Origin of the sequence: Cycloclasticus sp. PY97N, from assembly GCF_002443175.1 — a bacterium.
Classification (GTDB): Bacteria; Pseudomonadota; Gammaproteobacteria; order Methylococcales; family Cycloclasticaceae; genus Cycloclasticus; species Cycloclasticus pugetii.
This window is the reverse complement of the sequence record NZ_CP023664.1, coordinates 192,693-211,561: the sequence shown is the minus strand read 5'-3', so window position 1 is coordinate 211,561 and position 18,869 is coordinate 192,693. Positions and strand designations below refer to the sequence as shown.

The 18,869-nt window shown below is 43.0% G+C and carries 20 protein-coding genes and 1 tRNA gene; 14 read left to right on the top strand and 7 right to left on the bottom strand.

Going from position 1 to position 18,869, the window contains the following annotated elements:
- Positions 1-14: 14 nt before the first annotated feature.
- Complete coding sequence (locus tag CPC19_RS01115) at positions 15-1,094, bottom strand: 3-deoxy-7-phosphoheptulonate synthase (protein ID WP_015004894.1); 1,080 nt, start codon at positions 1,092-1,094, stop codon at positions 15-17.
- 147 nt (positions 1,095-1,241) lie between these two features.
- Between CPC19_RS01115 and CPC19_RS01110 the strand changes: the two genes are divergently transcribed.
- The 8 genes from CPC19_RS01110 to CPC19_RS01075 all read left to right on the top strand — a co-directional run bounded on the left by CPC19_RS01110 (position 1,242) and on the right by CPC19_RS01075 (position 10,955).
- On the top strand, positions 1,242-2,084 hold the full coding sequence (locus tag CPC19_RS01110; RefSeq protein WP_016390297.1) for an HDOD domain-containing protein: 843 nt from the start codon (positions 1,242-1,244) through the stop codon (positions 2,082-2,084).
- An 85-nt stretch (positions 2,085-2,169) separates the two neighbouring features.
- Entirely contained in the window at positions 2,170-4,065 is a 1,896-nt protein-coding gene (locus CPC19_RS01105; RefSeq protein WP_016390298.1) for an AsmA family protein, read from the top strand.
- Between the two features lie 86 nt (positions 4,066-4,151).
- The gene (mutY, locus tag CPC19_RS01100) at positions 4,152-5,138 is read left to right on the top strand and encodes an A/G-specific adenine glycosylase (protein ID WP_016390299.1); all 987 of its coding nucleotides are present in this window, start codon (positions 4,152-4,154) and stop codon (positions 5,136-5,138) included.
- A 13-nt stretch (positions 5,139-5,151) separates the two neighbouring features.
- Positions 5,152-5,412 carry an oxidative damage protection protein gene (locus tag CPC19_RS01095; RefSeq protein WP_015004898.1) on the top strand — a complete coding sequence of 87 codons (261 nt, stop codon included), beginning with the start codon at positions 5,152-5,154 and terminating at the stop codon, positions 5,410-5,412.
- Positions 5,413-5,480: 68 nt separating this feature from the next.
- Positions 5,481-5,556, top strand: a tRNA-Phe gene (locus CPC19_RS01090).
- Between the two features lie 212 nt (positions 5,557-5,768).
- On the top strand, positions 5,769-6,347 hold the full coding sequence (locus CPC19_RS01085; RefSeq protein ID WP_016390300.1) for a YceI family protein: 579 nt from the start codon (positions 5,769-5,771) through the stop codon (positions 6,345-6,347).
- A gap of 158 nt (positions 6,348-6,505) precedes the next feature.
- Positions 6,506-10,369 carry an ATP-dependent RNA helicase HrpA gene (hrpA, locus tag CPC19_RS01080; protein WP_051176842.1) on the top strand — a complete coding sequence of 1,288 codons (3,864 nt, stop codon included), beginning with the start codon at positions 6,506-6,508 and terminating at the stop codon, positions 10,367-10,369.
- A gap of 148 nt (positions 10,370-10,517) precedes the next feature.
- Positions 10,518-10,955: an OsmC family protein gene (locus tag CPC19_RS01075; RefSeq protein WP_016390302.1), complete on the top strand. Its 438-nt coding sequence runs from the start codon at positions 10,518-10,520 to the stop codon at positions 10,953-10,955.
- A gap of 174 nt (positions 10,956-11,129) precedes the next feature.
- On the opposite strand, the gene CPC19_RS01070 is transcribed toward CPC19_RS01075, so the two are convergent.
- A complete protein-coding gene (locus CPC19_RS01070) occupies positions 11,130-11,426 on the bottom strand; it encodes a DUF2288 domain-containing protein (protein WP_016390303.1) in 297 nt (98 codons plus the stop codon).
- Positions 11,427-11,546: 120 nt separating this feature from the next.
- Here CPC19_RS01070 and CPC19_RS01065 point away from each other — a divergent pair, with 120 nt between their 5' ends.
- Complete coding sequence (locus CPC19_RS01065) at positions 11,547-11,975, top strand: YeeE/YedE family protein (protein WP_016390304.1); 429 nt, start codon at positions 11,547-11,549, stop codon at positions 11,973-11,975.
- Between the two features lie 2 nt (positions 11,976-11,977).
- Positions 11,978-12,388 carry a YeeE/YedE family protein gene (locus CPC19_RS01060; protein WP_016390305.1) on the top strand — a complete coding sequence of 137 codons (411 nt, stop codon included), beginning with the start codon at positions 11,978-11,980 and terminating at the stop codon, positions 12,386-12,388.
- Here CPC19_RS01060 and CPC19_RS01055 read toward each other — a convergent pair whose 3' ends face one another.
- The gene (locus CPC19_RS01055; RefSeq protein ID WP_236610528.1) at positions 12,389-13,189 is read right to left on the bottom strand and encodes a sulfite exporter TauE/SafE family protein; all 801 of its coding nucleotides are present in this window, start codon (positions 13,187-13,189) and stop codon (positions 12,389-12,391) included.
- Between the two features lie 57 nt (positions 13,190-13,246).
- Between CPC19_RS01055 and CPC19_RS01050 the strand changes: the two genes are divergently transcribed.
- On the top strand, positions 13,247-14,473 hold the full coding sequence (locus tag CPC19_RS01050) for a multifunctional CCA addition/repair protein (RefSeq protein WP_016390307.1): 1,227 nt from the start codon (positions 13,247-13,249) through the stop codon (positions 14,471-14,473).
- A gap of 74 nt (positions 14,474-14,547) precedes the next feature.
- Here CPC19_RS01050 and CPC19_RS01045 read toward each other — a convergent pair whose 3' ends face one another.
- Positions 14,548-15,240 (bottom strand): hypothetical protein, encoded by a 693-nt coding sequence (locus CPC19_RS01045; protein WP_016390308.1) that lies wholly within the window; start codon positions 15,238-15,240, stop codon positions 14,548-14,550.
- A gap of 53 nt (positions 15,241-15,293) precedes the next feature.
- Here CPC19_RS01045 and CPC19_RS01040 point away from each other — a divergent pair, with 53 nt between their 5' ends.
- Positions 15,294-16,028 (top strand): pteridine reductase, encoded by a 735-nt coding sequence (locus CPC19_RS01040; RefSeq protein ID WP_223253203.1) that lies wholly within the window; start codon positions 15,294-15,296, stop codon positions 16,026-16,028.
- Here CPC19_RS01040 and folK read toward each other — a convergent pair.
- The 3 genes from folK to tsaD are packed head-to-tail and all read right to left on the bottom strand — an operon-like array spanning position 16,025 to position 17,918.
- The gene (gene folK / locus CPC19_RS01035; RefSeq protein WP_015004909.1) at positions 16,025-16,516 is read right to left on the bottom strand and encodes a 2-amino-4-hydroxy-6-hydroxymethyldihydropteridine diphosphokinase; all 492 of its coding nucleotides are present in this window, start codon (positions 16,514-16,516) and stop codon (positions 16,025-16,027) included. The two genes, CPC19_RS01040 and folK, sit on opposite strands and share 4 nt — an antisense overlap.
- Positions 16,513-16,872 (bottom strand): dihydroneopterin aldolase, encoded by a 360-nt coding sequence (gene folB, locus CPC19_RS01030; protein ID WP_015004910.1) that lies wholly within the window; start codon positions 16,870-16,872, stop codon positions 16,513-16,515. Before folB ends, folK begins: the two co-directional genes overlap by 4 nt.
- Positions 16,873-16,883: 11 nt before the next feature.
- On the bottom strand, positions 16,884-17,918 hold the full coding sequence (gene tsaD / locus CPC19_RS01025; RefSeq protein ID WP_016390310.1) for a tRNA (adenosine(37)-N6)-threonylcarbamoyltransferase complex transferase subunit TsaD: 1,035 nt from the start codon (positions 17,916-17,918) through the stop codon (positions 16,884-16,886).
- A gap of 214 nt (positions 17,919-18,132) precedes the next feature.
- On the opposite strand from tsaD, the gene rpsU reads away from it, so the two are divergent.
- Complete coding sequence (gene rpsU, locus CPC19_RS01020; RefSeq protein WP_015004912.1) at positions 18,133-18,360, top strand: 30S ribosomal protein S21; 228 nt, start codon at positions 18,133-18,135, stop codon at positions 18,358-18,360.
- Positions 18,361-18,386: 26 nt separating this feature from the next.
- Positions 18,387-18,845 carry a GatB/YqeY domain-containing protein gene (locus CPC19_RS01015; protein WP_015004913.1) on the top strand — a complete coding sequence of 153 codons (459 nt, stop codon included), beginning with the start codon at positions 18,387-18,389 and terminating at the stop codon, positions 18,843-18,845.
- Positions 18,846-18,869: the final 24 nt, after the last annotated feature.

Below are 18,869 nucleotides of genomic sequence, written 5' to 3'. Positions count from 1 at the left end.
GCAGTTATCAATGATTAATCGTTTGCACTATCTAGTTTGCTTTTGCGTCTTGAACGCACAGCGGCCGCTAATTCTTCTAGCAACTGCACGCTGCTATCCCAGTCAATACAAGCATCGGTAATGCTTTGGCCATAAACTAGTTCTTGGCCGTCAACTTGATCCTGGCGGCCAGCAACTAAGTGGCTTTCAATCATAACGCCGCTAATACGCATGTCACCACCGGCTATTTGTTTCGCCACATCCTTACCTACAAGCATTTGGCGTTCGTGTTGTTTACTGCTATTGGCATGGCTAAAGTCAATCATCATGTGTAGGTTAACGCCGGCTTTCCCAAGCTCTTTAGCGGCAGCATCAACACTGTCGGCATCATAATTCGGCGTTTTGCCACCGCGTAAAATTAAGTGACAGTCGTCGTTGCCAGCAGTTTGAAAAATGGCCGACTGGCCTTTTTTGGTAACCGATAAAAAGTGATGTGGGCGAATGGCTGCTCCAATTGCATCAATCGCTACTTTAACAGTGCCATCAGTGCCATTTTTAAAGCCGACTGGGCAGGATAGGCCGGATGATAACTCGCGATGCGTCTGGCTTTCAGTGGTTCTCGCACCGATAGCGCCCCAAGCGATCAGGTCGGATACGTATTGTGGCGTGATTAGGTCTAAATACTCCGTGGCAGCAGAGACACCTTGAGAATTAAGGTTTAGTAATAATTCGCGTGCGGTATACACACCTTTGTTGATGTCAAAGCTATTATCAAGGTTGGGGTCGTTAATTAGTCCTTTCCAGCCAACCGTGGTGCGTGGTTTTTCAAAATATACTCGCATCACGATGATCAGATCGTCAGATAAATTATCAATGTAAGGCTTTAAACGGGCGGCATATTCGAGTGCTGCTTTCGTATCATGAATTGAGCATGGGCCAATAACAACCAGTAAACGATCATCTTCGCCATGCAATACTTTATGAATAGCGTTCCGGGTTGAGGCGGTAGTTTCAGCAGCCGTATCTGTAATAGGCAAGTCTTTGTGTAATTGTTCAGGAGAAATAATTTCCTGCATACCAAGAATTCTTGTGTCGTCTGTTTGAATTGAGTTCATGATCAGTCCGTTCTATGCTGACGCTAGTGATAGCCTAAATCAGCAAATTAATAAAAGACTGGAAATAATACATCTAATCGGTTGAATTTGCCTGCCCCTTGACCAAAAATAGGTCAAATACTTTCAAATTTACAGGGAAACTTAACGATGGAAGAGGGATATGAAGAATATGATGAGGTTTTTGAAAAAATTCTTGCGAATAAGTCTTTATTGCCCGTAATACCAGATGCTGGCCTGAAAATTTTATCAGCGTTAAATCACCCTAAGGGTAACGCTAAGATGTTTGCGAAGGTTATCGAAAGTGATATGAGCTTGTCTGGGTTTATTCTTAAAACTTCTCGCAGCTTAAGGTATTTAACTCGCGTCCCGCCGAAACGTGTTGAGCAAGCAGTGGCCCGAATGGGGCTGCGTGAAACCTATCATCTCTCACTTAGTTTCTTGTCAAAATCTATTTTTCATTCGTCAAATAAGCAAATTGAAGGGTATATCAAAAAGGCTTATCGGTTTTCTACAAAGGTGGCTGTGATATCGTATTTTTTAGCCGGTAAAACACAAAACTTAGCGCCGGGCGATGCAATGTTGGCGGGCCTGTTTCAAGATATTGGTGTGCCCTCTATTTTAGCGACATTGGATGAATATCCGAATATTTTGCAAAATGACCTGAACAGAACAAAGTGTATTGATGTATTGGCGCCTAGGGTAGGTGCGCTGATCATAAAGAAATGGGGCTTAGACGAAATGCTGGGTGTTGTAGAAAGTCGGAAAAATTGGTGGTTAGATAAGGAACAGCTTGGTTTGGCGGAGTTGGTGTTGATTGCACGTGTGCATGCAACAATTGGCACACCTGAGTTTAGGGCGTGCCCAACGTTACTTGAAATACCTGCGTTTCAAAAGCTTCAACTAGGGGAGCTTGGCCCCGATAACACATTGCAAATACTCAGTGAATCAAAAAATGAATTGGCTGAAATAGAACGCTTGTTGGCCGCTTAGCTTAAATCGATCATTCATACAGTTTTAATAAAAGGCTGATATCATCTAAGGATATAAAACGAATACTCAAGGGGGAGTAAAAGTTATGAGAACATTATTTAAAATTTTGGGTGGTTTAGTATTGTTATTGGTTGTGACTATTATAGTTGCGCCAATGCTGATTGACCCAAATGATTACCGAGAAGAGATTCAGGCGGTTGTTAAAGATAAGACCGGCCGTGATTTGTCCATCAATGGTGACCTTAATTTATCTATTTTCCCTTGGGTGGGCGTGGGTATTAACGAGGTGAGTTTAAGCAATGCAACAGGTTTTAACGCCGAATACTTTGCAGAGATTCAAGAGGCAAACGTTAAAGTTAAGCTGCTACCGTTGTTAAGTCGGCAGGTAGAAGTGAGCACAGTTGTTCTAAAAGGCATGCGGTTAAACCTAGCAAAGGATAAACGCGGCAAAACTAACTGGGAAGATATGATCCAGTCATCGGCTGAGGGCGATAAAAAACCAAGCGATACGAATGCTGATCAAGCATCAGGGGCTGCCTTAGGTGTGATAGCAATTGGTGGTGTGCAAATTGTTGATGCAAGCATCTCATGGGATGATGCCAGCAAGGGTGAAAGCTACAACCTGACTGATTTAGGTTTGAGTACAGATGCGTTATCTTTAGGGTCGCCAATGGGTGTTGAGTTAGCCTTTACCGTAGAAAGTAGTAAACCAAAAGCGACAATACGTTTGAAGCTTGATGGTGATGTGGTGATTAACGAAGGGTTAAATAAATTTGATTTTCAAGACTTAGCGTTAGCGATTGATGCGGCCGGAGAACCTGTTCCAAATGGTGCAATGAAAGTTGATATAGCCACTCACTTGGTGGCTGACTTAGCAAAATCAGGGAGCTTAACGCTAGATCCTATGACGATTAAATTCGATGATTCAACGTTATCGGGTAAGGCATCTGTTAATAATTTTGATAAACCAGCAGTCACTTTTGATTTAGCGGTAGATACAATAAATATTGATCGTTATCTGCCAAAAACAGCCACAGAGGGAAGCCAAAGCAGCGCGGGTAATAGCGCCTCTGTTCCTCCGCCAGCAGCAGTTGCGTTAATTCCTGTTCAAACAGTCCGAGATTTAAATATCAATGGTTTGTTTGCAGTGCAATCGCTCATTGTTAATGGTTTAACAGCACAGGAGGCGAGTGTAAAAGTTGTCGCTAAAAATGGTGTTTTAAATTCACAGCAGAGCGTCAAAAAGTTTTATAATGGTAGTTATGAGGGTAAAACAACAGTTGATGCGCGCCAAAATACACCACGTATTAGCGTTAAAGAACAGGTAACGGGGGTTGATATTGAACCGTTGATGGTAGACCTGATGGGAGAGTCTAAGGTGTCTGGCGTGGCGAATATTAAAGCAGCGTTAACCACGCGCGGGAATACGGTTGCTGCGTTTAAGTCGGCATTAAATGGTACTGCGCAGTTTAGTTTCGAAGACGGCACGGTAAAAGGCATTGATGTTGCTATATTAATTAAACAAGGTGAGGCTGTGCTGAAAGGTGATGTATCTGCGCTGGCAGCTCAAGGCACGGGTGAAACAGCCTTTGCAAATATGTCTGGTACTGCGCAAATAACTAATGGCTTGGTTAACAACCAAGACCTCTTGATGGCCTCACCTTTGATTAATATCAAAGGGGCAGGGACAGCAAATTTAGTCAATGAGGTGTTGGATTATCGACTAACATTACAGCGGACAAAGGCACTTAGTGAGGCCGAGCAAGCCGATGCTGAAGACCTTAAAAACATGTTAATTCCGGTGAATGTGTCTGGAACATTTGCAAAACCAAGTATTAAGGTTGACACCAAAGCGATCGTACTCGAGACGCAAAAAGAAAAAATTGAAGAAAAGAAAACAGAGCTAAAAGAAAAGCTCGATGAGAAAATTGGCGAGAAATTAAAAGGCCCAGCGGGTGACTTATTAAAAAGCCTATTTTAATAAAGCAGCCTCAGCAACTGTCCGTAGGGCCTGAATATTTTCAGGCCCTTGTTTTTAGTTGGTTTGAGTTGCACGGCAGAAAGAGTTTGCCTTGGCAATTACCGCCAGAGCCTTACCATGTTTGGTTGTCTGAGATCATGTTGCAACAAACTCAGGTAACAACGGTTATACCGTATTTTGAGCGATTTATTCAGCACTTCCCAAGCGTTGAAGCGTTAGCAAAAGCGCCATTAGATGATGTGCTGCATTATTGGTCAGGTCTTGGGTATTATGCACGGGCAAGAAACCTTCACAAAACAGCAGGCATCATTGCTAATCAGTATGGGGGGCGTTTTCCTCAAACGCTCGCTGAGCTTGTTGAGTTGCCGGGTATCGGGCGCTCTACGGCTGGGGCGATAGCAAGCTTATCAATGGGGCAGTCAGAAGCGATACTTGATGGCAATGTGAAACGCGTGCTCTGTCGTTTTTTTGCGATAGAGGGCTGGTCTGGGAATAGTGCCATTTTAAAGCGTCTATGGGCTATTTCAGAGCAGTTAACACCTAAGCATAAGGCTGGTAACTATAATCAGGCCATGATGGATTTGGGCGCAACGGTTTGTAAGCGTTCAAACCCCGACTGCCCGCAGTGCCCATTAAAGGACGACTGTTTGGCACTAAAGAAAAACTTAGTTTCAGAATTACCGACACCAAAAAAACGAATGAGTTTGCCGGTTAAAAAGCGGTACTGGTTAGTCTTTAAAAATGCTCAGGCGGTTTTACTCAATCAACGACCGCCAACAGGATTATGGGGTGGGCTATGGGCTTTTCCAGAATTTGAAACGTATGACCAACTGGTTGAGTGGTGTGAAAAAAATGACACTGACATAACTGGGGCGAAAACAATAGCGGAAAAACGTCATACATTTTCTCATTATCATTTGGATTACACGCCTATTGTTTGCTCGACGCCAGCGGTTAGCTCGAAAGTTGCAGAAGATAATAGATCTAGCTGGTATGAAATAAACAGCCGTGTGAAAATAGGTCTCCCAAAGCCGGTGAGTGAATTAATTTCCCAGCTAACGAATCAATTATAAGAAGGTTAATACTATGTACTGCCAAAAATTAAAACGCGAAGCCGATGCGCTAGAAAAGCCGCCTTTTCCGGGTGAGCTTGGTGAAAAAATCGTACAAAATATCTCAAAAGAAGCCTGGCAGATGTGGCTAGCGCAACAAACGATGCTGATTAACGAAAATAGACTAACGCCTTTTGAGCCTGAAGCGCGTGCTTTATTAAAGGCAGAAATGGAGAAATTTTTATTTAGTGATGACGCTCAAGCACCAGAAGGGTACGTTCCGGTCGATAAATAAGGTCATTTCTAACATCTTTCTTGACTAAAGTTGCCTGCCGCTGTTTAATACGCGACCACATCTTAGATGCCCAGATAGCTCAGTCGGTAGAGCAGTGGACTGAAAATCCTCGTGTCGATGGTTCGAATCCGTCTCTGGGCACCATTTGTTATAAAGCCCCAGCTACTATGTAGCTGGGGCTTTTTTATGCGTGAAATAAAATTTAGTCTACCAAGCGTCGCACTTTATGAAAAATAGTGTCTATGAGCTGGATAGCTTGTTTGGGCGGGTATTTTCAATACCACTGTATGAGGTTCATTAAAGGGTTAAAAGTTTGTTATCATCGGTCGTACATTTAATGCCAAGTGGATATTGTTATGAGAATAAAACAGCTTATTTTACTTATTTCATTATTGTGTTTGTCGCTAGCCGCGCAAGCAGGTTATCAACTAGATAATACCGCCTCATCACTTTATTTCGTTTCCATTAAGAAAAATACTATTGGCGAAGTGCATAGCTTCGACTCTTTGAGTGGTTATGTTGATAACAATGGCGCTGCAAGCGTTACGATTAATTTGGCCAGTGTTAAAACGAATATCGAGATTCGTGATGAGCGTATGAAGTCGTTATTATTTGAAACGGCAGCTTTTCCGATAGCTGAAGTGTCTACGAATATAGAGGTGGGCGCGATAACATCCCTAAATATCGGTGAAAGGCTTGTCATGCCAGTGGCGTTGACACTTAATCTGCATGGGCAGTCAGTGGCGGTGCAAACACAGCTACAAGTGATCGCTGTGAATGGCGGAATATCGGTGAGTACAATTAAGCCAATCATGTTGAATGCTATGGATTTTGGCCTAACGGAAGGGGTTAAGGCGTTAATGGAGATTGCAAGCCTTCCCTCTATTGCAACAGCCGTTCCCGTCTCGTTTAACCTTGTATTTAAAGCGGACTAAAGTTAGCGCGTAACGTTGAGAGAGTGATGTTGCACGACTGCTGGGCCTGAAAAAGGTGGCTAGTTGAGTAAACTTTTTTAAAACCACAGGGCTCACGTAAACGTGTTAGAGGCCCTTTAGGTATAATGCCACTTTGCCTAGCGATAGTTTTTATTTACATGCCTTCATCCATTCGCGAGATTCGCGCATTAATCCCTAATTGTTTAACCAAAGACCGGCATGCCTTTCGTACGCAGTTAAAAAGAGCGAGTTTAAAACGCTCGCTAGAACAGCAAGCGCTGCTAGACACGCTGGCTGAAAAAGTAGCAGTGTCTATTAGTCAGGTAGAGCTGCGTGAGGGAAGTTGCCCAACAGTGAACTTTCCTGATTTACCGATTAGTGAGAGACGGGAGGAAATTTCCAAGCTGATTGATAAGCACCAAGTTATTATTCTTTGTGGTGAAACGGGGTCAGGGAAAACCACCCAATTACCTAAAATTTGCTTGGAACTGGGTCGTGGGTTTAAGGGACAAATTGGCCATACACAACCGCGCCGATTAGCCGCCATTAGTGTGGCGCAACGAATCGCAGACGAACTTAATACAGATCTGGGTAATACTGTTGGCTATAAGATCCGTTTTCAGGGTAAGGAGAATCAACAAACCCTTGTTAAGTTAATGACAGACGGTATTTTGTTGGCAGAGATTAAGTCTGATCCATTTTTAAGCCAGTACGATACCTTGATATTAGATGAGGCGCACGAACGTAGTTTAAATATTGATTTTCTCTTAGGTTATATGAAATGGCTATTGTCAAAGCGACCAGATTTAAAATTAATTGTTACCTCGGCAACGATTGACCCCGAGCGTTTCTCTAGGCACTTTGATGGCGCACCTATTATCAATGTTTCCGGTAGAACCTATCCGGTTGAAATGCGTTATCGGCCCGTCGGTGTCGATTCGCAGCAAGGCGACGAGGATATCGTCCAGGGGATTGTTAATGCTGCTGATGAATTACATCGCGAGAGAGCGGGTGATATGTTGGTGTTTTTAAGTGGTGAGCGGGAAATTAGAGAGGCGGCAGAAGCGCTTAGGAAACATCACCCAGCAGGCTATGATATTTTGCCCTTGTATTCACGGCTTAGCAGCAAAGAGCAGGCTGCTATTTTTAAGCCGCATAAAAAACCACGTATTGTGCTGGCGACAAACGTCGCCGAAACTTCATTAACAGTACCGGGTATCCGTTGCGTGATAGATACCGGCTTGGCACGGATCAGTCGCTTTAGTCAGCGGAGCAAAATACAGCAGCTACCAATAGAAGCTATTTCACAAGCAAGTGCGAATCAACGAAGTGGTCGCTGTGGGCGAGAAGCGGCGGGAATTTGTATTCGCTTGTTTAGCGAAGATGATTTTAACCAACGGCCTCAATTCACTGAACCTGAAATTTTACGTACCAATCTGGCATCGGTTATTTTGCAAATGAAATCGTTGAGGCTGGCAGATATTAATCAGTTCCCATTTTTAGAGCCGCCTGCCGACAAAATGATTCGTAGTGGCGTGCGTAGTTTGCATGAACTAGGTGCGCTAGATAAAAATGAAAAATTAACTCAAATTGGCCGGCGGTTAACGCATTTCCCGCTCGATCCTCAATTTGGCAGGATGTTATTAGCCGCTGAGCAATTTCAATGCTTAGACGAGGTCTTAACCATAGTGTCGGCCTTGTCGATCCAAGACCCAAGGGAGCGGCCGAGCAATAAGGCGAAATATGCCGATGAAAAACATAAGGCGTATCAAAATGAGAGCTCGGATTTTCTATCCTTTTTAGTGTTATGGCGTGAAATACAACGCCAGAAAAAGACACTATCGAATAATCAGTTCCGTAAATATTGTCGAGAAAACTTTCTTGCGTATATGCGAATAAAGGATTGGGAAGATATTCGTCGTCAGCTATTAGATTTAGTGAAAAAAAACTTGGCGTTGAAGATAAACAACACGCAGGCCGACGATGATGCAATTCATCAGTCTTTATTGGCAGGCTTAGTGACTCGGATTGGTTTTAAACACGAACAAGCTGAATATTTAGGTGCACGGAATTTAAAATTTTACATTCATCCCGCCTCTACGTTATTCAAGAAGCCGCCAAAATGGTTGATGGCCGCAGAGCAAGTAGAAACAACGCGTGTTTATGGTCGAACGGTTGCGTCAATAAAACCCGAGTGGATTGAAAAAGCCGCTGGGCATTTGATTAAGCACCATTATTATGAACCGCATTGGTCAAAAAAATCGGCGCAAGGGATGGTGCATGAACAACTTTTATTGTTTGGTTTAACGATTAGCAAAGGGCGGAAAGTACCGTTGGCTCGAATAGAACCAGAGCAGGCGCGAGAGATGTTTATACGCCATGGGCTGGTTGATAGAGATATGGTTTGTCATGCAGCTTTCTTTAGAAAAAATGAAAAACTGTTGCAGGAGATTGAGTATGAACAGCAAAAAGGCCGCCGTGTAGACCTGCTTGTAGATGAGCAAGCCTTGTTTGAGTTTTATGATCAAAAATTGCCAGCGCAAATCAACAGTTTGGCCGCTTTAAATAAGTGGATAAAAAAGGATGAAAATCAGGCGATTCTTGAATTAACGCCAGAGGATGTTTCTTCGCAAGATGAAACAGCGGTTGATGCGAATAAGTTTCCCGATATGCGCCTGATAAATGGTGTGCCGATAAAATTGAGTTACCGTTTTGAACCAGGCCATAATGAAGATGGTGTAACGGCGCAGATCCCATTGGCGCAGTTGAACCAGCTCACAGATGATGGGTTTGAGTGGTTGGTGCCGGGCTTGTATGCGGAAAAAATACAGGCATTGATAAAGGGGTTGCCAAAAAATTTACGTAAACAGTTTGTGCCTATTTCAAATTCTGTTGAAGCCTGCTTAGAGGAAATGGATTATGCAAATGGGCGTTTGTTAGACAAATTGGCTGCTTTTTTAAATAAACAATTTGGCTCAACCTTAAAAGCAGCAGATTTTGAATTAGATAAATTATCACCCCACCTGCGAATGAATTTTCATATTTTGGGTAAAAAATCTAAAATTATTGCTGTATCTAAAGATTTTAATGCCTTAAAGCGGCAGTATGCTGAGAAGGCAGGTATGCAATTTCAAACGGCGTTAACCAGTGCGTTATCGTCATCGGGTTCAAAAAACTGGCAATTTGATGATATCCCCGAACATCAAACGATTCAACATGATGGGCAAGAGCTGAAGGGCTTTCCCGCCTTAGTTGATGAGCAAGGGAGTGTGGGGCTCACGCTAATGGATTCAGCTGAACAGGCGCAAAAAACTCACCGAAATGGCTTGATACGGTTATTTCGTTTGAAGTTTTCAAAAGAGCTAAAAAAACTAAGCCGGCAGTCAGCCATCACCACCGCACAGGCGTTTAGTTATCAACAATTGCCATTGCATCCCCATTGCAAACGGAGCCATGGGGAGGATGTTTTCGATGATTTGGCTTATCAATTGATTGCTAGTTTTTTTGCTGACCAAGATATTCGTACTGAAGCTGAGTTTGATGCAGCGGCGCAGAAAAATGATATTTCATTGTATGCAAAAGGCTATGAACTTTCGGAGGTTATTTCGCAGCTTTTGTCTCAATATCAAAAGCTAGTAAAAGAGCTTGAACAGTGGCGTAATGAAAAAGTTATGTATGAGGATATTTCTAAGCAATTGTCTTGTTTATGTTTCAACGGGTTTGTTAGGCACGTTTCGGCAGACCAGTTAAGGTTTTACACACGTTATTTAAAAGCAATTCAGCTTAGGTTGGAAAAAGCAGGCGGGCAATTACATAAAGACCAAGAAAAAACAAAACAGGCGCAGTATTTTGAAAAGAAGTTTTGGCTGTGGGTGTCTTCAACAGACGCAAACCCGGAAAATGAAGCTTTCCGCTGGATGTTAGAAGAATTCAGAATATCGCTGTTTGCCCAGCAGATTAAAACGAGGCAGCCTATTTCAGAAAAGCGGCTTGAAAAAGCGTGGGCGGCTATGTTGACCTAGATCAAAATCAAAGGCGATAGCTATTAAGCTCTAATGACGAGTTGTGCTAATCACGTTATAAATACCCTTTTTACGGTATTGAAGCTTTGTCTAGCTGGCGTTTTTGGCGCTATTTATGAGCAAATAGTTGAATAAATAAGGAAAGAGAATGGAACAATTACCTCACAGATACACCGTTAACGTGATCAGTGCTCCGGATACGTCATTAAGTGTGTTCTCTAATGATTTGCCGGTTATAAAGGTGGCAGCACCGAAAGAGTATGGTGGCCCAGGCGATCAATGGTCGCCTGAAGAATTGTTAATGGCGTCTTTATCAAGTTGCCTTATTTTGTCATTCAAAGCCATTGCGCGTGCCTCAAAACTAGAGTGGGATGACTTACAATGCGACTCGGTCGGAACTTTAGATAAGGTCGATGGGGCGGTGCTTTTTACTAAAATAAACACAAAAGCAACGTTGTCAGTGGCCGATAGTAATGTTGTTGAGAAAGCTGAGCGGTTATTAAGAAAAGCTGAGGCAACCTGTTTTATCAGTCATTCACTGTCTTCTGAATTACATTTTGAAGCTGAGGTAAACGTTAAAGCGTAAGTTGTGTTTGATAAGGCTAAAATGGTAGCGTAGAGTTATTCTAAACCGCTTGGGCGTGCTTAAACAGCAAGTTTAGCCTGCTTACCAACATTGCTTCTTGACTACTTAGTGAGCCTAATAAATTATTAACCGTTTTAAAGTTGCACAATAACGGTAGTTTATTAGCGGGCAGATTCATTGGCGCTGCTGGACTAGTATCCAAGGTAATACAATCACTGACCAAAGATTACTTTCGCCTTTGGACCACAATAATGCTTCTTCATTTGAAACGGCTGATAAACGGTTCTCAGCGATCCATTGTTCAATAACTGGTTTATTGTCATTAGCCATTTCCACAGCGGCATCCACAAGATCAAGCTCACTGGAAACACGTAATAAATTACCGCGAGCAAAAAAACGCTCTAAGTCTTTCCACTCAATGCTGGCTGTTTCGGCATGTAAGGTATGCCATTGGTCGGTTTTGTTTTTCATGGCGTGTATTTTACACAAGATTTATCTTCTCAGCAGGGTCTAGGGGGTTAATATGTTTTTGATAATATGCTTATAATATTTAATAATATAAATTTATTCATGACATAAGAGAGTGACACTATGGAGAACTTTACCCCCTATTTATCGTTAGCAGGCGGTGTATTAATTGGTATCAGTGCGAGTATTTTAATGTACTTAAATGGTCGTATTGCAGGCATCAGTGGCATTGTCGCCGGTGTCTTTAATGCGCCTTCGTTTGAAGAAAAGGCTTGGCGCTTAGCCTTTGTTGTTGGTCTTGTTTTAGGAGGTGCGGTTTATATGCACTTTTTCCCAATCACAATAGCGGCTAGGGAATCGATGTCTACAATATTATTGATTGCCGGGGGATTGGTGGTTGGAATAGGCACAGCAATGGGTAGTGGTTGTACTAGTGGGCATGGAATTTGTGGTATTTCACGTTTTTCTCTGCGCTCATTAGTGGCAACAGCGACGTTTTTGTTAAGTGGCATTGTAACAGTGTATGTTTTCAAACAAATTACGGGGGGTTAATAATGCTTAAAATACTCAGTGCGTTAGTTGCCGGTGTTATTTTTGGCGTCGGTTTGGCGTTATCGCAAATGGTAAACCCCAATAAAGTGATCAATTTTTTAGATATCACCGGTCAATGGGACCCCAGTTTAATGTTTGTTTTAGGGGGCGCTGTTTTAACAACAACGCTTGCTTACCGTTTTATTTTTTCAAGAGGTAAACCTCTTTTGGCTGACGACTTTCAATTACCAACCTTATTACAAATAGATCGTCCGTTAATTATAGGCGCGGCGTTATTTGGTATTGGTTGGGGCGTTATTGGTTATTGCCCAGGTCCTGCGGTTGCAAGTTTAGGGTTTGGTTTTCAAGAACCGTTGCTGGTCGTGGTATCCATGTTGGTGGGTATGTTGCTCTATAAGGCAGCTGTTAAATAATTAAAAAATTGCGCTGATAAACATTTTTAAGCCAACAAAAAGCATGATGACGGCAAACGTTTTCTTCATTGCACCGGTAGGGATTGTGTGTGCTAGATGCACACCAATCGGTGCGGCGAATAAGCTGGCTACACTAATGCCCAGAAAGGCAGGTATATTAATATAGCCAATATTGCCTTCCATGGGGATAGTGTTTTTTAGGCCGAGAATAATAAAACTAATGGCACCAAAAATGGCAATAGGTAGGCCAAAGGTGCTTCCAAACGCAATAGCTTTTTTCATCGGTACGTTGTGCAATAACATGTACGGAACAGTAAAAGTACCGCCACCAATACCAATCAGCGTGGAAAGTATGCCTAAAACACTACCGGCGAGACTCAAGGGTAGTGGCGAAGGCAGTTTGCGCTCAGGATTCGGTGTTAACTTTAGTGCCATACGAAGGCCATTCAGTAATAAAAACCCACCAAACACCATAGAGAGTAGCTCAGTCGTCAGGTAATGCACTAAGTGGGCACCAAAATAAGCGCCAATAGCAATACCTGGGGTGAAATATTTAACAACTTTCCAGTCAATGGCGCCACGCTTGTTTTGCGCATAAATGGCGGAAAGGGAGGTGATAATAATAGTGGCTAAAGAAGTAGCAATCGCAGTTTGCATGCTGGTTTCTACTGGCATACCATGGAGGGGTAATAGCCAAGCTAAAAATGGCACAATAGCAATACCGCCGCCGATACCTAAGAGGCCTGAAATCAGTCCTGTGAAGGATCCAAACAGCAAACAGTACATGAAAATCTCTAACACAATAAAACCTTGGGTTGAAAAAAAGCTTAAAATCATAACATATATTAGACTATGGTAATGGAGATATATCTGGTAGGCGGTGCCGTCAGGGATAAGCTGCTTAACTATCCGTCAAAGGATAGGGATTATGTTGTTGTTGGCTCATCGGTAGATGAAATGCTACAACAAGGCTTTGAGCAAGTAGGTAAGGATTTTCCTGTTTTTCTTCACCCAGATACAAAAGCGGAATATGCCTTAGCAAGAACAGAACGCAAAATTGGCGGTGGTTACAAAGGGTTTGAAGTGCATGCGTCACCGGAAGTGACATTAGAGGAAGATTTGCTACGGCGTGATTTGACGATCAATGCGATGGCACAACGTGCCGACGAATTGATTGACCCATATGGTGGCAAAGTTGATTTAGAAGCTCGAATATTGCGTCACGTGTCTCCACACTTTACAGAAGACCCGTTACGCATCTTGCGCGTGGCACGATTTGCTGCACGTTATGCGCATCTGGGTTTTAGCGTGGCGCCAGAGACCATGAAACTGATGCAAGAAATGGTTAGTAGTGGTGAGCTTGCCTTGTTAACAGCGGAGCGTGTTTGGCAAGAAATTAGTCGCTCATTGGGTGAGCAATCACCAGATATATTTTTTGAAGTATTAAGGCAATGTGACGCCTTAGCGGTTATTTTGCCGGAGTTGGACGTATTATTCGGTGTCCCTCAGCCAGCAAAGCACCATCCTGAAATTGACACCGGTATTCATACAATGATGGTGCTACGTCAAGCCGCTAAGTTATCGGACAGTGCTGTCGTGCGTTTTGCGGCATTGGTGCATGACCTTGGGAAAGGGCTGACGAAAGCGGATAACTGGCCGTCTCATCATGGTCATGAGGAGATGGGGTTAACGGCTTTAAAGACGGTGGCAACACGTTTGCGAATTCCCAATGAATTTGTTGATCTGGCAGAAAAAGTGATGAAATATCATACGCATTGTCATCGGGCATTTGAGTTAAAAGCAGCGACCTTATTGAAAGTGTTGGAGGCATTAGGGGCTTTTCGCCAACCGCAAAAATTAACCTCATTTTTATTGGCTTGTGAGGCAGACGCCAGAGGTCGAAAGGGTTTTGAAAACAAGGACTATCCACAGGCTGATTGGATTAAACAGGCTTACTTTGCAGCGAATGAAGTTGACCCTAAAGAGTTTGTTAAACGGGGTTTAGTGGGTAAGAAAATTGGTGATGCCATTCATAAACGGCGGCTTGAAGTCATTCAACAATTAAAGCATGCAAGAGCAGACTAAAGTCGTTGGGCATAAAGTCTGCCAATGATGTTGTTGTGTGTATTTTATAATACTGAGCATGCATATTTAGAGGCTTAAACGGGCAAAAAGACAAACCGGGCAGCCGACTGAAAAACATTTTTTATAGTGCGATGGTTTTTAGTCGCAATAACCAGCGCGAGCAGATCCTGTTGACCAATGAGCTTGCCAAATAACCGATCATAACTTCGGTTTGTTGCGGAGAGGCCTTTACCAGAACTGAGTAAAAAAAGTTCTCCATTTTGTTTTCTTTTGGTTTGCAGTAACCACGAAGCGACTTCAATATTGCGTGCGCCGTTATACACTTTTTGAGCATCTAAGCTATCGAATAAATAAAACTGGCTTTTACCGTTATATGACAAAGTAAGCATGCTAGCTAAGCCCGATACATAAGCAAGTACACGGTCACCTTGATATTGTTCGTTAAAAGCGAGTCGAATACTGTCCACGCTACTTTTGCCATTTACGGTTGGAAAGGGTTGTTTAAAAATACGTGCTACAGCGGCTTCTCTTGATTTTAAATTGGTTTTCTTCCATTCTCGTGGGTTACGTTTGTAGAGCTTTATTGCTAGTAGCCTCAGGTGTTTGATAGTTTGTTTTACGTGGGTGTCAGCGACCATGTCGATATCAGTCTTGGCCATGGCGTTAAGATTAAAGTATTCGTAATGGTAGCCTTTTTGGTCAGGGACTTGAGCGCAAGCACTTAATAGAAGGGCCAAAAATAGCAACAAAAAGAATCGGTTTTGCATATGTTATTCAGTAGTATGTTCTTATTGAAAGTCTAGTTTAATTCGAGGGTGGTGTGTCCAAATTGCAGAAAATAGTGTTAATTACTGGTGCGGCAAGGCGAATTGGCGCGCAAATGACGAAAACGTTTCATGCGGCAGGGTACGGTGTTGTGGTTCACTATCGTCATTCACGCAGCGAAGCGGATGAGCTTGTTCAGCTATTAAATAATAAAAGAGAGCACTCTGCGTGGGCTATAAAAGCGGATTTACAGTCGGTGCAGAAAATTGAGCAGATGGTCGATCAGGTGATTACTAGACATGGGCGTTTGGACGTGTTGATTAATAATGCGTCTACATTTTACCCAACGCCAGTTGGCGATGCTAATGAGAGTGAGTGGAATGATTTGATGGGGAGTAATTTAAAAGCCCCATTTTTTGTCAGTAAAGTGGCGTTCAAGGCATTAAAAAAAACCAAAGGTTGTATTGTTAATATTGTTGATATTTATGCTAAACGTTCATTGGTAGATTACCCGATTTATAGCACCGCAAAAGCGGGGTTATATGCGTTAACAGAATCGTTAGCTAAGGAGTTGGCGCCAGATGTGCGGGTGAATGGCGTATCGCCAGGGGCAATTTTATGGCCAGAAAGTCAGGCAACTGAATTGACTGACAGCATTGTTGAAAAAATTCCTTTGCAGCGACAAGGTGCACCCAGCGATATTGCCGAAACAGTGTTATTTTTAGCCCAAAATGCGGCTTATATTACCGGTCAGGTGATTGCGGTTGATGGCGGTAAAAGCCTCGTCTAATCCCAACTAAAATCAATGCGTTTTTGTACGATGTTAGATTTGTCGAAATGTTGCCAGAGCTGCTGGTAAGAGGTCTGTAAAACAGGATGTTGTAGGTTGCCAGCAATTTCAGCCAGTGGCTCTAAGACGAATGCATACTGAGTTATTTCGCCACGCGGAATATCGAGAAGAGGGTCTTTGCTGATGAAGTTGCCATACAGGATTAAATCTAAATCCAGTGTTCGCGGGTTAAATTTTTTCTGATCAAGGGTGCGACCATTGTCTTTTTCAATCGTATCAAGAATGGTATCTACTTGTATTGCGGACAGATCTGTTTCAAAAGCAGCAATTAAATTTAGAAAGGGTTGACCATCAAAACCAACCGCGTCGGACTCATAAACGCTGGATAAGGTGAGGTTGCCGAATTGTTTTTTTAAGGCATTTATACCGGCACGGATATGTTTTTCGCGCTCAATGTTGCTGCCAATGCTTAGGTAAACAGTGGTCATTGGGGTTTTGATCCACGCTCAATAATAATGCCAACGTCATCGGCATGGCGTAATGCTCCTTTCTTGTTCAAGGTTAGCTTTAGCCAAGGGACATTGAAATCATGAATAATCAGTTCGGCAACTTTTTCGGCTAATGTTTCAACTAACTGAAACTCACTTTTTTCGACAAAATCAATCACTGCTTTCGATAGAGATTTATAGTCTAAAGTGTCGTCAATATGATCACTAGCAGCAGCTTTTTTTATGTCCGCGGCCATTTCGATATCAAAGAAAACGGGCTGTTTTACTTTGCGTTCCCAGTCAAAAATGCCAATGATGGCTTCAATTCGTAAGTTTCGTAGAAAAATAATATCCATAAGGTCTTTGTTTACTTAGGTTGAGGCGTATTAAGTGCAGATAAGAGCCAGCGAGGTCGAGCTTTAATGCTGAGCTCGTCGAATTCCCCAGCTAATAGACGTTGATAACCAGCGTAAGCGATCATGGCGCCATTGTCAGTACAAAATTCATGGCGGGGATAAAATACCTTGGCGCTGATTTCTTTGGCCATTTGGTCCAGTGTTTTACGTAAACGTTGGTTGGCGCTGACGCCACCAGCAACCACTAAGGTAGAGAGCCCGGTTTGAGTTAAAGCGCGTTTGCATTTCATCGCCAATGTGTCAGCCACGGCATCTTCGAAGGCTCTGGCGATATCAGCACAGGTTTGCTCGTCTAAAGCATGTTGCTGGCTGGTTGTTAAGGCAAAAGTTTTGAGCCCGCTAAAGCTAAAATCAAGCCCTGGCCGATTGGTCATAGGGCGTGGAAAATTAAACCTTTCCGGATTGCCATTTTTGGCGCAAGCGGCCAAGGCAGGTCCCCCTGGGTAGCCTAAATTGAGTAATTTTGCTGTTTTATCAAAGGCTTCGCCGGCAGCATCATCTAAGGATTCGCCGAGCAGTTGATAGTCGCCTATTTGATTGACCTTAATTAATTGTGTGTGCCCACCTGAGACCAATAAGGCAACAAAAGGAAAGCTAGGTGGTGTTGTTTCAAGCATGGGGGCTAATAAATGACCCTCCATATGGTGAATGCCGATAGAGGGGATGTCCCATGCATAAGCCAAGCTTCGAGCAACGCTAGCTCCAGCAAACAGAGCGCCAACAAGTCCCGGCCCAGATGTGTAGGCAACGCCGGACAACTCACGACTAGTTACGCTGGCATTAGCAAAGCATTGTTTAATAAGTGGAATTAGTTTACGGACGTGGTCTCGTGAAGCCAGTTCAGGCACAACGCCTCCGTACTCCGCATGCATGTCAATTTGGCTATACAGCGCATCAGCGAGTAAGCCGCGTTTGCCATACAAGGCAACGCCTGTTTCGTCACAGGATGTTTCAATACCAAGAACAAGTGGTGGCTGGGTAGTCATTGATGGCGATGGTTTAGCAAGGTTTTAAAGCAGGCTATTATACGCAAACAAGGCGCTTTCTGCCTAAACGATATGAAGCTCACGTTAATCATTAACAATAGATTTTCGTTAAAGGTGTTGTTATTAGGAGAGTATGGGTGTTGGCATATGGCTTTGCTGCGTGTATAATCCGCCATCCTTTTACACCATTTAACTTTTAAGAAGAGAGAAATACATGCCTTCAGTTCGCGTTAAAGATAACGAACCATTTGACTTTGCTCTACGTCGTTTTAAGCGTACATGTGAAAGAGCCGGCGTTTTGGCTGAATCACGTAAACGTGAGTTTTATGAAAAGCCAACTGCTGAGCGCAAGCGTAAAGCAGCTGCAGCGGTTAAACGTCATTTGAAAGGGTTGTCTCGCACACGTCGCGCATTGAACAACCTTCGTCGTGGTCGTAGCTAATATTTGCTACTCGCGTCGTTAACATAATGAGCGAACAAGCCACGCCTTTATTGCACCGTATCCGTGAGGATATGAAGTTAGCAATGAAGGCTAAAGAAAAAGAAAAGCTGAGTGTTATTCGTTTAATACTCGCTGCTATTAAGCAAAAAGAAGTCGATGAGCGTATCGAATTAGATGATACGCAAGTCCTTCAATTGCTCGATAAGATGGTCAAACAGCGTCGTGATTCAATAGAGGCGTTTGACAAAGCAGGTCGTGACGACCTATCACTGATAGAGCAAAAAGAAACAAGTATTATCCAGCAGTACTTGCCCCAACAATTAACTGAATCAGAGGTCGATCAACTGATCGATCAGGCGATTACCGAATCTGGTGCGCAAGGCATGAAAGATATGGGTAAAGTGATGGGTATTCTTCGTCCTAAATTACAAGGTCGTGCAGACGTTGGTGCGGCAAGCGGTAAAATAAAAGCCAAGCTTTCTTAATTTGTTTTTATTTAGTGGTCCGCA

Coding starts and splice junctions, on each gene's coding strand:
- CPC19_RS01115 (WP_015004894.1), bottom strand. CDS start 1,094: ATGAACTCAATTCAAACAGACGACACAAGAATTCTTGGTATGCAGGAA.
- CPC19_RS01110 (WP_016390297.1), top strand. CDS start 1,242: ATGGAAGAGGGATATGAAGAATATGATGAGGTTTTTGAAAAAATTCTT.
- CPC19_RS01105 (WP_016390298.1), top strand. CDS start 2,170: ATGAGAACATTATTTAAAATTTTGGGTGGTTTAGTATTGTTATTGGTT.
- CPC19_RS01095 (WP_015004898.1), top strand. CDS start 5,152: ATGTACTGCCAAAAATTAAAACGCGAAGCCGATGCGCTAGAAAAGCCG.
- CPC19_RS01085 (WP_016390300.1), top strand. CDS start 5,769: ATGAGAATAAAACAGCTTATTTTACTTATTTCATTATTGTGTTTGTCG.
- hrpA (WP_051176842.1), top strand. CDS start 6,506: ATGCCTTCATCCATTCGCGAGATTCGCGCATTAATCCCTAATTGTTTA.
- CPC19_RS01075 (WP_016390302.1), top strand. CDS start 10,518: ATGGAACAATTACCTCACAGATACACCGTTAACGTGATCAGTGCTCCG.
- CPC19_RS01070 (WP_016390303.1), bottom strand. CDS start 11,426: ATGAAAAACAAAACCGACCAATGGCATACCTTACATGCCGAAACAGCC.
- CPC19_RS01065 (WP_016390304.1), top strand. CDS start 11,547: ATGGAGAACTTTACCCCCTATTTATCGTTAGCAGGCGGTGTATTAATT.
- CPC19_RS01060 (WP_016390305.1), top strand. CDS start 11,978: ATGCTTAAAATACTCAGTGCGTTAGTTGCCGGTGTTATTTTTGGCGTC.
- CPC19_RS01050 (WP_016390307.1), top strand. CDS start 13,247: ATGGAGATATATCTGGTAGGCGGTGCCGTCAGGGATAAGCTGCTTAAC.
- CPC19_RS01045 (WP_016390308.1), bottom strand. CDS start 15,240: ATGCAAAACCGATTCTTTTTGTTGCTATTTTTGGCCCTTCTATTAAGT.
- folK (WP_015004909.1), bottom strand. CDS start 16,516: ATGACCACTGTTTACCTAAGCATTGGCAGCAACATTGAGCGCGAAAAA.
- folB (WP_015004910.1), bottom strand. CDS start 16,872: ATGGATATTATTTTTCTACGAAACTTACGAATTGAAGCCATCATTGGC.
- tsaD (WP_016390310.1), bottom strand. CDS start 17,918: ATGACTACCCAGCCACCACTTGTTCTTGGTATTGAAACATCCTGTGAC.
- rpsU (WP_015004912.1), top strand. CDS start 18,133: ATGCCTTCAGTTCGCGTTAAAGATAACGAACCATTTGACTTTGCTCTA.
- CPC19_RS01015 (WP_015004913.1), top strand. CDS start 18,387: ATGAGCGAACAAGCCACGCCTTTATTGCACCGTATCCGTGAGGATATG.